The sequence below is a fragment of the Alterinioella sp. B-7 genome, assembly GCF_056857775.1.
The window spans coordinates 24,047-38,412 of sequence record NZ_JBSXNT010000030.1; the positions used below are offsets into that span (position 1 = coordinate 24,047).

The window sequence follows — 14,366 nt, forward strand, 5'->3', positions numbered from 1 at the left end:
AAAACCGAACCTTAACAGTATCAGGCCACAGTCGGACCGGGCCCCGAGTGCCCCTCTCAGCCGATCCGGCTCAATGAAAGGAGCACTGGCAGTGCCGTCGTTTTCGAACACTCTTGAGCAAGCCATCCACGCGGCCCTGGCCCAGGCCAACGCGCGCCGCCATGAATTGGCCACCCTGGAACACCTCCTGCTTGCTTTGCTTGAGGAACCCGACGCCCTGAAGGTCATCCAGGCCTGCGGCGTCGATGTGGAGCTTTTGCGCACCACGCTTGTGACCTTCATCGACGACGACCTGTCGACGCTGGAAACCGATATCGAAGGCTCCGAGGCGGTGCCGACCGCCGCCTTCCAGCGCGTGATCCAGCGCGCCGCGATCCATGTGCAAAGCTCGGGCCGGACCGAGGTGACGGGCGCCAACGTGTTGGTCGCGATCTTCGCCGAACGCGAATCCAACGCGGCCTTCTTCCTGCAGGAACAGGACATGACCCGCTATGACGCGGTGAATTTCATCGCCCATGGCGTCGCCAAGGATCCCAGTTTCGGGGAATCCCGGCCCGTGACCGGCGCGCCCGAGATGGATGATGACGCGGTGCGCGGGGAAGCCACGCCCGAGGCCGAGGCCAAGGAAAGCGCGCTGGGAAAATACTGCGTCGACCTGAACACCAAGGCGATGAAGGGCGATGTCGATCCGCTGATCGGGCGTCACCATGAGGTTGAGCGCTGCATCCAGGTGCTCTGCCGCCGCCGCAAGAACAACCCGCTTCTGGTGGGCGACCCCGGTGTCGGCAAGACCGCCATCGCCGAAGGGCTCGCCAAGAAGATCGTCGAGGGCCAGACGCCCGAGGTTCTGCAAGGGGCGACCATCTTCTCGCTCGACATGGGCGCGCTTCTGGCCGGCACCCGCTATCGCGGCGATTTCGAGGAACGGCTCAAGGCCGTGGTCAGTGAGCTTGAGGATCACCCCGACGCGGTCCTCTTCATCGACGAGATTCACACCGTGATCGGCGCGGGCGCGACCTCCGGCGGCGCGATGGATGCCTCCAACCTGCTGAAACCCGCGTTGCAGGGCGGCAAGCTGCGCTGCATGGGCTCGACCACCTACAAGGAATTCCGCCAGCATTTCGAAAAGGACCGCGCGCTTTCCCGTCGGTTCCAGAAGATCGACGTGAACGAGCCGACGGTCGATGACAGCGTCAAGATCCTCAAGGGCCTCAAGCCCTATTTCGAGGAGCATCACGACGTCAAATACACCGCCGACGCGATCAAGTCGGCGGTGGAGCTCTCTGCGCGCTACATCAACGACCGCAAGCTGCCCGACAAGGCCATCGACGTGATCGACGAGGCCGGCGCCGCACAGCACCTGGTCGCCGAAAGCAAGCGCCGCAAGACCATCGGCACCAAGGAGATCGAGGCCGTCGTCGCCAAGATCGCCCGCATCCCGCCGAAAAACGTCTCCAAGGACGATGCGGTTGTGCTGAAGGATCTGGAGGTCTCGCTGAAACGCGTCGTCTTCGGGCAGGACAAGGCCATCACGGCGCTCTCCAGCGCGATCAAGCTGGCCCGCGCGGGCCTGCGCGAACCGGAAAAGCCGATCGGCAACTACCTCTTTGCGGGCCCCACCGGTGTTGGCAAGACCGAGGTGGCCAAGCAGCTGGCCGATACGCTCGGCGTGGAACTCCTGCGCTTGGACATGTCGGAATACATGGAGAAACACGCGGTCTCGCGCCTGATTGGCGCGCCGCCGGGCTATGTCGGCTTCGACCAGGGCGGGCAGTTGACCGATGGCGTCGACCAGCATCCGCATTGCGTGCTGCTGCTGGACGAGATCGAGAAGGCGCATCCGGACGTGTTCAACATCCTGCTTCAGGTGATGGATCACGGCACGCTGACCGACCATAACGGGCGCTCGGTCGATTTCCGCAACGTGGTCTTGATCATGACCTCGAACGCGGGTGCCACGGAACTTGCGAAATCGGCTGTCGGCTTTGGCCGCGACCGCCGCGAGGGCGAGGATACCGCCGCCATCGAACGCACCTTCACGCCCGAGTTCCGCAACCGTCTGGACGCGGTGATCTCCTTCGGCGCGCTGCCGAAAGAGGTGATCTTGCAGGTGGTCGAGAAATTCGTGCTGCAGCTTGAGGCGCAGTTGATGGATCGCAACGTCACCATCGAACTGACCAAGCCCGCCGCCGAATGGCTGGCCGAGAAGGGCTATGACGACAAGATGGGCGCCCGCCCGCTTGGCCGCGTCATCCAGGAGCATATCAAGAAGCCGCTGGCCGAGGAGCTTCTGTTCGGCAAGCTGGCCAAGGGCGGCAATGTCCAGGTCGGCATCAAGGATGGCGAGATCGACCTGCGGATCGAGGAACCGGGCGCGCGCCGCCTGTCCTCCAAGAAGCCCCCGCTTCTGACGGCGGAATGATCCGGCAGATCGCGATATGGGCGGCCCTTTCGGGGGCCGCCTTTTTCATGACGCCCGCACGGGCCGACGCACCGTCCCTGCGCTTTCCCCTTGATTGCGACCTGGGCGAAGACTGCTTCATCCAGCAATACATGGACCGTGATCCGGGGCCGGGGGCGCGGGATCATACCTGCGGACCGCTCAGCTATGACGGCCATACCGGCACCGATATCCGCGTCACGGACCTCTCCGACCTCGCCCGCGATATTCCGGTCTTCGCCGCCGCGCCGGGCATCGTCATCGGCCTGCGCAACAGCACCGCCGATGACGGGCGCGACGGGATGGTGGCGGGGCAGGAATGCGGCAATGGTGTGCTGCTCGATCATGGGCAGGGCTGGCAGACGCAATATTGCCACATGCGGCGCGGCTCGGTCAGCGTCACCGAGGGGCAGCGCGTGGCCGAGGGTGCGCCACTCGGGCTGATGGGCTATTCCGGCAATACCGAGTTTCCGCATCTGCATATATCCGTGCGCCGGGATGGGGAGCATGTCGATCCGTTCTCCATCGACGGCAGCTGCGGCGCGGCGGGCGAGAGCCTTTGGCAGGCGCCCCTGCCCTATCAGCCCGGCGGGTTTCTGACAGCCGGGTTCGCCACCGACATCCCCGCATTCGACAGCATCCGCGCGGGCACGGCGGGGCTGGATCGGATCGCCCCCGACGCCCCCGCCCTCGTCATCTGGGCCTATCTTTTCGGCGCGCGCGCGGGCGATGAGCTGCGGCTGCTGATCCGGCTGCCGGATGGTGAGACCCTGCATGACGTGACCGTGCCCCTCGAGCGGACCCAGGCGCAGCTTTTCCGCGCCACCGGCCTGCGCGCACGGGGCGACGCCTGGACCGAAGGCGGCTATTCGGGTGAGGTCAGGCTGATCCGCGACGGCACCGAGATCGACCGCATCACCGCCGAGACCCGGATCGCGCGTTAGCGTTCAGTGAGCTTCAGCTCGATGCGCCGGTTCTGCGCCCGCGCCTCATCCGTGTCGGCGGGGTTGATCGGACGGTATTCGCCGAACCCCGTCGCGGCCAGGCGGTGCGGCTCAATGCCCAGATCCTCGATCATGAACAGCACGACCGACAGGGCGCGCGCCTGGCTCAATTCCCAGTTATTGGCATATTCTGCGCCGGGGCGGATCTGCACATCGTCGGTATGGCCATCGACCCGGATGATCCAGTCGATCGTGTCGGGGATTTCATCGGCCACATCCAGCAGAAGATCCGCGACATTGGCGATCTGGCTCCGGCCTTCGGCGGCAAGCTCGGCCGAGCCGGACTCGAACAGAACCTCGGAGGAGAAGACGAACCGGTCGCCCTCGATCCGCACCCCCTCGCGCCCCTCCAGCAATTCGCGCAACCGCCCGAAGAACTCGGACCGGTAGCGCTCCAGCTCCTGCGCCTCGGCGGCCAGCCGGTCGGCCTCGGCCTGGGTCAGCGCCGCCGCTTCGGCTTCGGCCACCGCGCGGGCCGAGGCTTCGGCGGCAAGTTGGGCCAGCGCCGCGTTCAGATCGGCCCCCAGGTTCTCCACCTGGACCGCCGCCGCCGCGTCGCGTTCCCGCGCGTCATCCAGCAGCGCCCGCAATTGCCCCAGCTGGGTGCGAAGGGCCGCGACCTGTTCATTCAGCGCCGCGATCTGGCGCTGGCTTTCCGCCGAGGCCGCCTCGGCATTGGCTTCCAGTTCCAGGTTGGCCTGCGCCAGAAGCGCCGCGCGCTGTTCCGCCTCGCTCAATGCCGTGACCTCGGCCTCGGCCAGCATCTGCGCGGTCAGCGCGGCGGCCAGTTGCGCCTCGAGGTCCGACAGGGTCGCAGCCGCCTGCGCGCTGGACGCATCCCGCGCCTCCTGCGAGGCCGCCAGCTGCCGCTCCAACTCGCCGATCCGCGCCGCGGCCTCGGCTTGCGAGCGGTCGAGGTCCAGCAGCGCCCGCGCCAGTTCCGCTTCGAGATTGCTGAGCGATGTCCGGCTTGCGGCGAGGCCCTCCAGCGCTGCACTGGCCTGCGCCTGCGCCGTTCCAAGCTGCTCCTGAAGGTCCGAGACCAGCGCGTCGTCCCGCGTCGCGGCAGCAAGCGCTGCGGCAAGCTCCGCCTCCAGCGCGCTCAGCGCCGTTTCGCGGGCCGCAAGTTCTTCGGCATTGGCGGCGGCATCGGCCTCGGCGTCCGCAAGTCTGGTCTCCAACTCCGCGATGCGCGTCCGGCTGGTCGCCGATTGCGTGGCCAGTTGCGCCAGCGCCAGCGCAAGCTCCTCCTCCAGCACGGAGAGATCCCCGGCCCGCTCCGCTGCCTCCGACGACGCGGTTTCCAAGGCGGCCTGCGTTTCGGACAGGGCTTCGGCATCGCGGGCGCGGGCGGCGAGGGCCCGGGCCAGTTGTTCCTCCAGGTCCGACAGGTCGCCTTCCCGCTCGGCGACCTCTTCGGTCGCGGTCTCAAGCGCGGCTTGGGTTTCCGCCAGCGTGCGGTCGGCACGGGCGCGCGCGGCAAGCGCCAGCGCAAGCTCCGCCTCCAGCGCCGAGATGTCACCGGCCTGAGTCGTGGCCACCTCGGTCGCGGTCTCAAGCGCCTCTTGCGTTTCGGCCAGCGCCTCGGCGTCGCGGGCGCGGGCGGCCAGCGCCAGGGCAAGCTGCGCCTCCAGGTCCGAAACCCGTGCCGCGGCGCCAGCTTCCAGGTCCGCGATGGCCTGATCGCGGGCGGCGGTGGCGGCGACGGCGGCGGCCAGCCGCGCGGCCAGGTTCTCGCGCGCCTGATCGGCGGCGGCCAGCAGGGTCAATGTCTCCTCGGCCTCGCGGCGGCGCTCCTCCAGCGCCAGCGACATTGCGGTCAGTTCCGCGTCGGCATCCTCAAGCCGGGCGCGCAGGGCCTCGGCGGCGGCGGCCTCGACCAGGCGGGCGGATTCCTCCTCGGTCAGTTGCGTTTGCGTGTCGTTGAGGCGTGCCCGCAGCGCCGCGGCGGCGGCGGCTTCGGCAAGGCGCGCGGTCTCCTCGGCGTCAAGGTCGCTTTCCAGCGCCGTGACCTGTGCCTCCAGATCGGCGGTGGTCCCGCGCTCATCCTCCAGCATGGCCAGGGTCTCGGCCAGGGTCGCGGCCTGGCTTTCGGCCTCGGTTTGCAGATCGGCGATCAGCGCCTCCAGCGCCTCGCGTTCGGCGGCCGCCCGCCGCGCCGCCTCCGCCGCCTCGTCGATCTCGGCGCGCGCCGCAGCGAGAGCGAGATCCAGCGCCTCGGCCTGGCTGATGCGCTCCTCGATCTCGGCGCGGGCGGCGTCGCGATCCTCGGTCAGCTCCGTGTTCTGGGCCAGGAGCGTGGCGACCTGCGCCTCGAAATCGGCGATGCGGGCGGTCTGCGCCTGCGCCTGCGCCGTCAGGTTGGCAATCAGCAAGGATTGCGCGGCGATCTCCTCCTCGGCCGCTGTCAGGTTGGCCCCGAGGGTCGCGGCGCGGCGTTCCAGTTGCGAGTTGCGCACCTGCTCCAGCCCCAATGCCTGCGACAGCGCGTTCAGCCGCGCATTCAGCGCATTCAGTTCGGTGTCCTGGTCGTTGATCGTCTCGGAGAGGACAAACTGCACCACCATGAAGATGGTCAGCACGAAGATCATCACCATCAGCATGGCGGTGATGGCATCGACGAAACCGGGCCAGATCGAGCCTGCGAAGCGATTGCCTGCGCGGCGGTGAAAGGCCATGGCTCAGCCCTCGCCTTCGCCCGGTTCAATACGCGGGCGGCGTGGACGGCGTTGCCCCGATGCGGAACGGTTGAGGTCGCGCAGCGCCTCGGTCAGCGCCCCGATATCGTCGCGCAGGGCGCCCACCTCTTCGGTGCGCGAGGCCCCGATTTCCTCGAAGATCTTCAACAGTTGCACGTCGATGGAGCGCAGCCGCATCCGGCTTTCGGCGTCGATCCCGGCTTCGCCGCTGGTGGCCTGAAGCACCTCGGCCAGCCGCTCCTGTGACGCGGCCATGCGTTCGGTCGCCGCCACCTGTCCGGGGCCGAGCCGTTCGGCCAGGTCATGTAGCACCACGGTGATGTCATTCATCCGCTGTTCGGTTTCGGCATGGCGCGTTTCGGATCGGGCAAAGAGGCTCTGCAACGTGTCGATCTGGTCGACCATGTGATCCAGCACGGTGGAAATCGCGCCCCGATCCACGCCGCCGCCATCGCCCTCGCCGCTGGAAAAGCTGACCCGCGTGATGGTGGACAGCCACTCCTCCATCTCGCGGTAAAATCGGTTCTGCCCGTGGCCCGCGAAAAGCTCCAACAGGCCAACGACCAGCGATCCGGCAAGGCCAAGCAGCGACGAGGCGAAGGCCGTGCCCATGCCGCCAAGCTGTTCCTCCAGCCCGCCCATGAGGCGCCCGAACACCTCCATCCCGCTTTCCTCCGCCGAGGGTTGCAGGGACCGGATGGTCTCCACCACCGCCGGAACGGTGATGGCCAGCCCGTAGAACGTGCCCAGAAGACCCAGGAAAATCAGCAGGTTGGTGATATAGCGCGTGATGTCGCGGCTTTCCTCCATCCGCGCGCCGACGGAATCGAGGATCGAACGCGACGAGGCCGAGGTCAGTTGCAGCTTTGTGCCGCGTGCGCGCAGGATGCCCTCCAGCGGGGCCAGAAGGCGCGGCGGGCGGTCCTGGTGCTTGGTGCTGCCCGAGGCGATTTCCTCGATCCACGAGATCGAGGAAAAGAGCTGCGCCACCTGCCAGTAGCAGGCCAGGACGCCGACCAGGAACACGACCGCGATGGTGCCGTTGAGAAACGTATTGGCCAGGAAGACGGGCGCGACCGAGGGGAAGACGAAGAACGTGCCAAGCCCGACCAGCCCGCAGATCATCAGCATGATGACAATCTGGCGGATCGGTTGCGTGAATCTTGGCGCGTCTGGTCTGCTCGTCACCGGGGGTTCTGCCCAAATCGGTTGTTTCGTGCCACCCTACAGGGGTTGGTCGGCTCTGCCAACTGCAATGGAATCAGGCCGGTTTCAACCCACGAACCCGTGACACCAGCCAATCCAGATCGGCATCGGCCAGGTCAAGCTCGGCCAGATGGCTGGCGGTATTGTAGAGGTATTCGTCATTCGGACCGCGCCCGCCCGTGGCCCGCGCGATGATCTTCGCCTGATCCTCCAGCGCCATGCCGGCGACATATTGCACATGCGCGCGGTCGATCACGTAGGTGACGGCCATGGCCTGCGCCCCGTCGCGGAAGAAGATCGGCAATTCACGCTCCAGATAGGCCGAGGAGATCAGCTCGCGGTCCCGCAGATAGGCGATGGTGGCGTCGCGTCGCGCGGCGGCCACGCGGAACGCCACGCCGTCGCAATGTTCGCCCGGCGCCTCATCCAGCGCCAGCACAAGGCCCGGCGCCTCCTCGGTGCCACGGTGATGGATGGACGACATGCAGAACGAGCGATGCCAGCCGGGCAGCCGCGCGATGCGGCGCTCCTCGACCTCGAAGCCGGGGTTCCAGATCAACGAGCCATAGCCGAACACCCACAGATCCATTCACACAGCCTTCCTCTGGTTTCCTGTCGCAGCCCCCCGTATATGCACGTCACGCGCGGCGGATGAAACAGGGGAATCGCGGCATGAAACTGGTTGCCTGGATCGTCGGTCTGGCTGCGCTTTTGTGGTCCGGGGTCTGGCTTGCGGGCGCGATCACGACCGAGCGCCTGTCGCGCGGCTGGTTCGAGCAGCGGCAGGAGGCCGGATGGGTCGCGATGCAGGACGAGATCGAGACCACCGGCTTTCCGCTTGCGTTCGAAACCGCCTTTCGTGGCGTCAACCTCGCCGATCCCTTCACCGAATGGGCCTGGCAGGCCGAGGAGTTCTACCTGGTCCAGCCGGCCTGGCAGCCGCAGTCCCTGCGCGCGATCTGGCCCCGGACGCAGGTGCTGGCCACGCCCCTCGAACAGCTCACCATCACCTCGGATCGGATGGAGGCGTTGCTGCATGTCCGCCCGACCGCCGATTTCGCTCTGGTCCAGGCCGAGGCCGATCTTGCCGCGTTCCGCATCGACAGCGACCTGGGCTGGACCAGCGCCGTCGACAGCGCCCGTTTCGAGATGCGCGACGCGGGCGAGGCGCGTTATGACATCCGGTTCGACGCCACCGGCGTTTCCCCGGCAGGCGGCGTGTTGCGCCGTTTGGATCCGCGCGGCCAGCTGCCCGAGGTCATAGAGCGGGTCCATGCGTCCGGCGAAGTCGGTTTCGACCGCCCGTGGGACATCACCGCGCTGGAGGTTTCGCGGCCGCAATTCACCCGCATCGACCTGGAGGAGCTGCGCGCGGATTGGGGCGCGCTGTCGCTGCGCATGTCCGGCACGCTGGAGATCGACGGGGCGGGCGTGCCCACTGGCGATGTCGCGGTCAGGGCCGAAAACTGGCGGCAGATCATCGCGCTTGGCGTCAATGCGGGGCTGGTGCCGCCCGCGATGCAGGGCACGCTGGAAACCGGCCTTTCGGTCATCGCCAACCTGTCGGGCCGCGCGCAGGATGTCGATGTGACGCTCAGCTTTGCGGATGGGCGGGCCTATCTGGGGCCGATCCCGCTTGGCCCGTCGCCGTATTTCTACCTCTATTGACGGCAGGCGGTTAGCGGCAATAGTCCCCGTTGCGATAGGACGCCACATCAAGGTGGAAATGGTCCTGATGGTAGCGGTCGGCATTGGGGCCCAGAACCGTGCCGAAGGGCCCGCAGGCCGCGCGGTGCAGGTTGCGCAGGATGCGCCCCTCGGCCCCGCTGCCCCAATCCGACAGCACGGTGAGTTCGCTGCCATCGGCCAGACCGATACCGGCAATGTCGATGGCGCTGCCGGTGGCATGTTCCGACAGCCGCGCGCCGGGGACGTTGTTGCGGGTGCGGCACGAATAGGAGGCGATGACACGCAGCGACGCAACACCCCCGCCGCGCCGCCCGACCTCGGGCACCACCGCGCCCGCAAGCCAGTCCTGCAATGCCAGCGCCGCGTCGCAACTCAGTGTCGGGCGCTGCGACAGGGCGATTCCGTTGATGGCGCTGATGCGCACCGGCTCGTCGATGCCGCATCCGTTCAGGCGGCCGGGTATGCGCTCCAGCCGTTCGCCCTCGATGCCGCGCACACCGCAGAGACGGCCATTGCGGGTGTCGGGATCCTCGCGCCGGTTATTGCCCCGCAGGAACGCCAGCAGCCCGCCGCCGCCCCGGCCATTGCCCTGCTCCTGCGCCGGTTCGGCGGGTGCGGATGGCGCAGCCGCCCCGGCCGAGGCCGCCGGTGCCGCGACCACGCGCGTTGCGGGACGTTGCAGGGGCCGCAGCGACTGGCCCGGTGCGAATTCACTGGCCAGCACGATCCGCACCTCGGGCGCGGGCAAACCAGGCGCCGCAACCACCGCCTCCGCCCCCGGACGCGGCAGGGGACGCAGCGATTGGCCCGGTGCCTCGGCCAGAACCGGCAGGGCCAGCCCGGCCAACAGCATTGTCAATCCCGCCCGTTTCATTCCGCCGCTTCCCCCTTGCGCCGCGCCCCGCGCCCGAAATCGGGGGCGTCCGTGTCCTGCCCCGCCTCGATGATGCCGCGCCGGATCGCGCGGGTGCGGGTGAAATAGTCGAAAAGATGATCGCCATCGCCCTGCCGGATCGCGCGCTGCAGGGCGAAAAGCTCCTCGGTGAAGCGGCCCAGGATCTCCAGGGTCGCCTCCTTGTTCGACAGGAACACGTCGCGCCACATGGTCGGGTCGCTGGCGGCGATCCGGGTGAAATCGCGGAAACCGGCGGCGGAATACCTGATCACCTCGCTATCGGTCACGCGGCGCAGATCGTCGGCCACGCCCACCATCGTATAGGCGATGAGATGCGGCGCGTGGCTGGTCACGGCCAGCACCAGATCATGGTGATCGGCGTCCATCTCCTCGACCAATGCGCCGAACGCTTCCCAAAGCGCGCGCAGCTTCAGGGTGGCCTCCTTGTCGGTCCCCTCGGGCGGGGTCAGGATCAGGTAACGGTTCTCGAACAGTTCCGCGAAGCCCGATCGCGGCCCGGAATGCTCGGTGCCGGCCAGCGGGTGGCCCGGAACAAAGGCGACATGATCCGGCAGGAGCGGCCCGACCGTGGCGATCACGTCCTTCTTGACGGATCCCACATCCGTTACCGTCGCGCCCCTTGCCAGATGCGGCGCGATCTGTGCCGTCACAGCCCCCATCGCGCCCACCGGCACGCAGAGCACGACGAGATCGGCCCCCTCCACCGCCTCCGCCGCCGTCTCCACGATCCGGTCGCACAACCCGATTTCCTGCGCGATCGTTCGCGTCTCGGCCGAGCGCGCGGTCCCCACGATCTCACCGGCCAGCCCGCCCCGCCGCATCGCCAGCGCCATCGAGCCCGCAATCAGCCCAAGCCCGATCAGCGCCACCCGCTCATAGATCACCGTCATGTCGCCTCTCCGAACCGGGCCATGACCTCCAGCAGCCGGGTCACATCCTCTTCCCGACCCACCGTAATCCGAATGGCCCCCGGCAGGCCATAGGCCGCGACCAGCCGCACGATGATGCCATGCGCCTTCAGATGCGCATCCGCCGCCGCCGCGCGTTCGGCGCTGCCCACATGGACGGTGATGAAATTGGCGTGACTCGGGTCCGAGGGGTATCCCATCGCCGTCAGCCCCTCGGCCAGCCGCGCCCGCTGCACCCGGTTCACCTCGCGGCACATCTGCATATAGGCGGGATCACGCATCGCCGCCTCGGCCCCCGCCAGCGCCAGCGTCGACAGGTTGAACGGCCCCCGCACCCGGTTCAGCACGTCGATCACCGCGCGCGGGCCATAGCCCCACCCGACGCGAAGGCCCCCAAGCCCGTAGATCTTGGAGAATGTCCGCGTCATCACAACGTTTTCGCGCGCCTCGACCAGGCCCGCGCCGCCATCGTCGCCCTCGACATAGTCGATATAGGCCGCGTCGATCACCAGCAGGCAATTTGCGGGCAACCCCTCGGCCAGCCGCGCCATCTCCTGCGCGCCGATCATCGTGCCGGTCGGGTTGCCGGGATTGGTCACGAAGACCAGCCGCGTGCGGCCCGTCACGCCCGCCAGGATCGCATCGACATCGACCACGCGGGCCTTTTCCTTGACCACGACCGGCGTGGCCCCCGCCGCCAAAGCCGAGATGCGATACATCAGGAACCCATGCTCGGTATGGAGCACCTCATCCCCCGGTCCGGCATAGGCCTGGCAGAGAAAGGTGATCACCTCGTCGCTGCCGACGCCGCAGATGATCCGCTCGGCCTGCAACCCCAAGCCCTCGGCAATCGCCTGCCGCAGCCCCCCGTGATCCGTCGCCGGATAAAGATGCATCCGCGCCGCTTCCGCCGCGACCGCCTCGACGGCGCGCGGGCTCGGACCGAAGGGGTTCTCGTTGGAACTGAGCTTGAGCACATCGGACCGGCCCGCGATCTTCGACGCGCCGCCCTGGTAGAGCGCAATCTCCATGATACCGGGCTGCGGGGTTATGACTGTCATCGGGGCGGACCTTCTCTCGCTTCGCAGGCCTTCTAGCCGCAGCCGCGGGCCTTGAAAACCACCCCCGGCCCGCAGGCCCCCTTTCATTTTGCCGAAAATACCTCGGGGGGCTTGGGGGGCTGGCCCCCCAATCGGTCGACGCGCGCAAGCGCGGCGAAATCGCTCAATAGAAACTCTGCGGGTCGATATCGACCGACAGGCGCAGGGCACCCGGCAGTTTCAGCCCCCCGACCCAGTCCCGCAACGCGCCCTGGATCGGCGCGCCGCGCGGGGCCTTGACCAGAAGGCGCACCCGGTGCCGCCCCCGGATGCGCGCTATCGGCGCGGGCGCTGGCCCGTAGACCGTGCCGCCGATGGCCGTGATCGGCGCGTCGCTGCGGGCCAGGTGATTGGCCAGGTCAAAGGCCTGGGCTGCATCGGGCGAGGACACCACGATCCCTGCCAGGCGGCCAAAGGGCGGCATCCCCGTCGCGCGCCTCTCATCGGCCTCGGCGCGCCAGAACCCCTCCTCGTCGCCCGAGAGGATGGCGCGGATCACCGGATGCTCGGGCTGGAAGCTCTGCAACAGCGCCACCCCCGGCACCTCGGCCCGCCCCGCGCGCCCCGCGACCTGGCGCATCAGTTGAAACGTGCGTTCCGCCGCGCGCAGGTCCGAGCCTTGCAGCCCCAGATCGGCATCGATCACGCCAACCAGCGTCAGGCGCGGGAAGTTATGCCCCTTGGCGACCAGCTGCGTGCCGATGATGATATCCGTCTCCCCCTCGGCGATCTCGGCGATCCGCGCCTTGAGCGCGCGCGCCGAGCCGAAGAGGTCCGAGGACAGCACCGCCATGCGCGCCTCGGGAAAGAGCGCCTCGACCTCCTCGGCCAGCCGCTCCACGCCGGGGCCGACGGCGGCCATCTTGCCCGCGACCCCGCAGGACGGGCAGGCCTCGGGCATCGGCTTGGTCTCGCCGCATTGGTGGCACATCAGCCGCTTCTGGAACCGGTGTTCCACCATGCGCGCATCGCAGTGATCGCAGCCGACCTGTTCGCCACAGGCCCGGCACAGCGTCACCGGCGCATATCCGCGACGGTTGAGGAACAACAGCGACTGCTCGCCCCGCGCCAGCCGCGCCCGCACGGCGGCTTGCAACGTGGGCGAGACCCACCGGTTGCCCGGCAGATCCTCGGCCCGCATGTCGATTGCGCGCATCTCGGGCATGACCGCCGCGCCGAAGCGGTCGGCCAGGTCGACGCGGGCATATTTGCCCGACTCCGCGTTCCACCAGCTTTCGAGCGACGGCGTAGCCGAGGCCAGCACCACCTGCGCATCGTTGAGCGAGGCCCGAAGCACGGCCATGTCCCGCGCCGAATAAAGCGCGCCATCCTCCTGCTTGTAGCTGGTGTCATGTTCCTCATCGACCACGATCAGCCCGAGGTCGCGGAACGGCAGGTAGAGCGCCGAGCGCGCGCCCACGACCAGTTGCGCCGCCCCCTGCCCCACCATGCGCCAGCAGCGGCGGCGTTCAGTCATGGTCACACCGGAATGCCATTCGGCGGGCTCCGCACCGAAGCGTGCCTTGACGCGCGTCAGGAATTCCGAGGTCAGGGCGATCTCGGGCAGCAGCACCAGCGCCTGCCGTCCCTGCCGCAGACATTCCGCGACCGCCTCCAGGTAGACTTCCGTCTTGCCCGACCCGGTGACGCCCTTCAGCAGCGTGGTGCCATAAGTGCCGTCCCCGATCCCCGCCACCAGGGGTGCCACCGCCGCCGCCTGGCTTTCCGTCAGCGGCTTGCCGGGCCGGTCGGGGTCAAGCGGCAGATAGGGCGCATCCCGCGGCGTATCCACCTCCTCGACCGCGCCCTGCGCCACCAGCCCCTTGATGACCGAGGCGGATGTGCCCGCCATCTCGGCCAGTTCCTTCTGTGTGAAGGCCAGCCCGCCATATTCCTCCAGCACCGCCAGCACGCGGGTGCGGGCGTCGGTCATCCGGTCGGGCGCCTCCATCCCCAGACGGTAGAGTTTTTTCATCGAGGGCGGATCGGCCAGTCCCGGCGCGCGGGTGGCCAGCCGCAGCATGGCGCTCATCGGCGTCAGCGTGTAAGCCCCGGCGCGGGTCAGGAACGCGCGCATCTCGGCGCGCATCGGGGCCACGTCCAGCACCTTGAGCACGGTCCGCACCTTCGCCGGATCCCAATCGCCCCGCCCCGGCCCCCAGATGACGCCGATCACCTTGCGCGGCCCGAGGGGCACCACCACGAAGGCGCCCATCCAGCAGCCGCCCTCGGGCGCCTTGTAATCCAGCACCCGATCCAGCGGCTCGGCCGTCAGCACGCCAACCAGCGTGCCTTCTTCGAAGTAGTCGGGCATTGTCATGTTAGCGCAAACACAATCAGGGTTCCCGCCACCCTATTCCTGCGCTATGACATGCGCAAACCGCTTCACTGATCCCAAGGGGGG

At 68.1% G+C, this 14,366-nt stretch carries 10 protein-coding genes; 3 read left to right on the forward strand and 7 right to left on the reverse strand.

Annotated elements, in window-relative coordinates; translation table 11 throughout:
- Positions 1-91 precede the first annotated feature (91 nt).
- The gene (clpA, locus tag AC13C7_RS08100) at positions 92-2,422 is read left to right on the forward strand and encodes an ATP-dependent Clp protease ATP-binding subunit ClpA (RefSeq protein WP_482867162.1); all 2,331 of its coding nucleotides are present in this window, start codon (positions 92-94) and stop codon (positions 2,420-2,422) included.
- The gene (locus AC13C7_RS08105; RefSeq protein ID WP_482867163.1) at positions 2,419-3,384 is read left to right on the forward strand and encodes a M23 family metallopeptidase; all 966 of its coding nucleotides are present in this window, start codon (positions 2,419-2,421) and stop codon (positions 3,382-3,384) included. Before clpA ends, AC13C7_RS08105 begins: the two co-directional genes overlap by 4 nt.
- Here the strand turns inward: AC13C7_RS08105 and AC13C7_RS08110 are convergent.
- The 3 genes from AC13C7_RS08110 to AC13C7_RS08120 all read right to left on the reverse strand — a co-directional run bounded on the left by AC13C7_RS08110 (position 3,381) and on the right by AC13C7_RS08120 (position 7,938).
- A complete protein-coding gene (locus AC13C7_RS08110) occupies positions 3,381-6,122 on the reverse strand; it encodes a peptidoglycan -binding protein (protein WP_482867164.1) in 2,742 nt (913 codons plus the stop codon). The genes AC13C7_RS08105 and AC13C7_RS08110 overlap by 4 nt on opposite strands.
- 3 nt (positions 6,123-6,125) lie before the next feature.
- Positions 6,126-7,274, reverse strand: a complete 1,149-nt coding sequence (locus AC13C7_RS08115; RefSeq protein ID WP_482867165.1) for a biopolymer transporter ExbB — start codon at positions 7,272-7,274, stop codon at positions 6,126-6,128.
- A gap of 130 nt (positions 7,275-7,404) precedes the next feature.
- On the reverse strand, positions 7,405-7,938 hold the full coding sequence (locus AC13C7_RS08120) for a gamma-glutamylcyclotransferase (protein WP_482867166.1): 534 nt from the start codon (positions 7,936-7,938) through the stop codon (positions 7,405-7,407).
- An 83-nt stretch (positions 7,939-8,021) separates the two neighbouring features.
- Here AC13C7_RS08120 and AC13C7_RS08125 point away from each other — a divergent pair, with 83 nt between their 5' ends.
- Positions 8,022-9,017 (forward strand): DUF2125 domain-containing protein, encoded by a 996-nt coding sequence (locus AC13C7_RS08125; RefSeq protein ID WP_482867167.1) that lies wholly within the window; start codon positions 8,022-8,024, stop codon positions 9,015-9,017.
- A 10-nt stretch (positions 9,018-9,027) separates the two neighbouring features.
- Here the strand turns inward: AC13C7_RS08125 and AC13C7_RS08130 are convergent, their stop codons facing one another.
- The 4 genes from AC13C7_RS08130 to AC13C7_RS08145 form a co-directional block, all read right to left on the reverse strand.
- Positions 9,028-9,912 carry an extensin-like domain-containing protein gene (locus AC13C7_RS08130; protein WP_482867168.1) on the reverse strand — a complete coding sequence of 295 codons (885 nt, stop codon included), beginning with the start codon at positions 9,910-9,912 and terminating at the stop codon, positions 9,028-9,030.
- Positions 9,909-10,844: a prephenate/arogenate dehydrogenase family protein gene (locus AC13C7_RS08135; RefSeq protein WP_172320826.1), complete on the reverse strand. Its 936-nt coding sequence runs from the start codon at positions 10,842-10,844 to the stop codon at positions 9,909-9,911. Before AC13C7_RS08135 ends, AC13C7_RS08130 begins: the two co-directional genes overlap by 4 nt.
- Positions 10,841-11,923: a histidinol-phosphate transaminase gene (gene hisC / locus AC13C7_RS08140; RefSeq protein ID WP_172320827.1), complete on the reverse strand. Its 1,083-nt coding sequence runs from the start codon at positions 11,921-11,923 to the stop codon at positions 10,841-10,843. Before hisC ends, AC13C7_RS08135 begins: the two co-directional genes overlap by 4 nt.
- A gap of 163 nt (positions 11,924-12,086) precedes the next feature.
- Positions 12,087-14,276 (reverse strand): primosomal protein N', encoded by a 2,190-nt coding sequence (locus AC13C7_RS08145; RefSeq protein WP_482867169.1) that lies wholly within the window; start codon positions 14,274-14,276, stop codon positions 12,087-12,089.
- Positions 14,277-14,366: the final 90 nt, after the last annotated feature.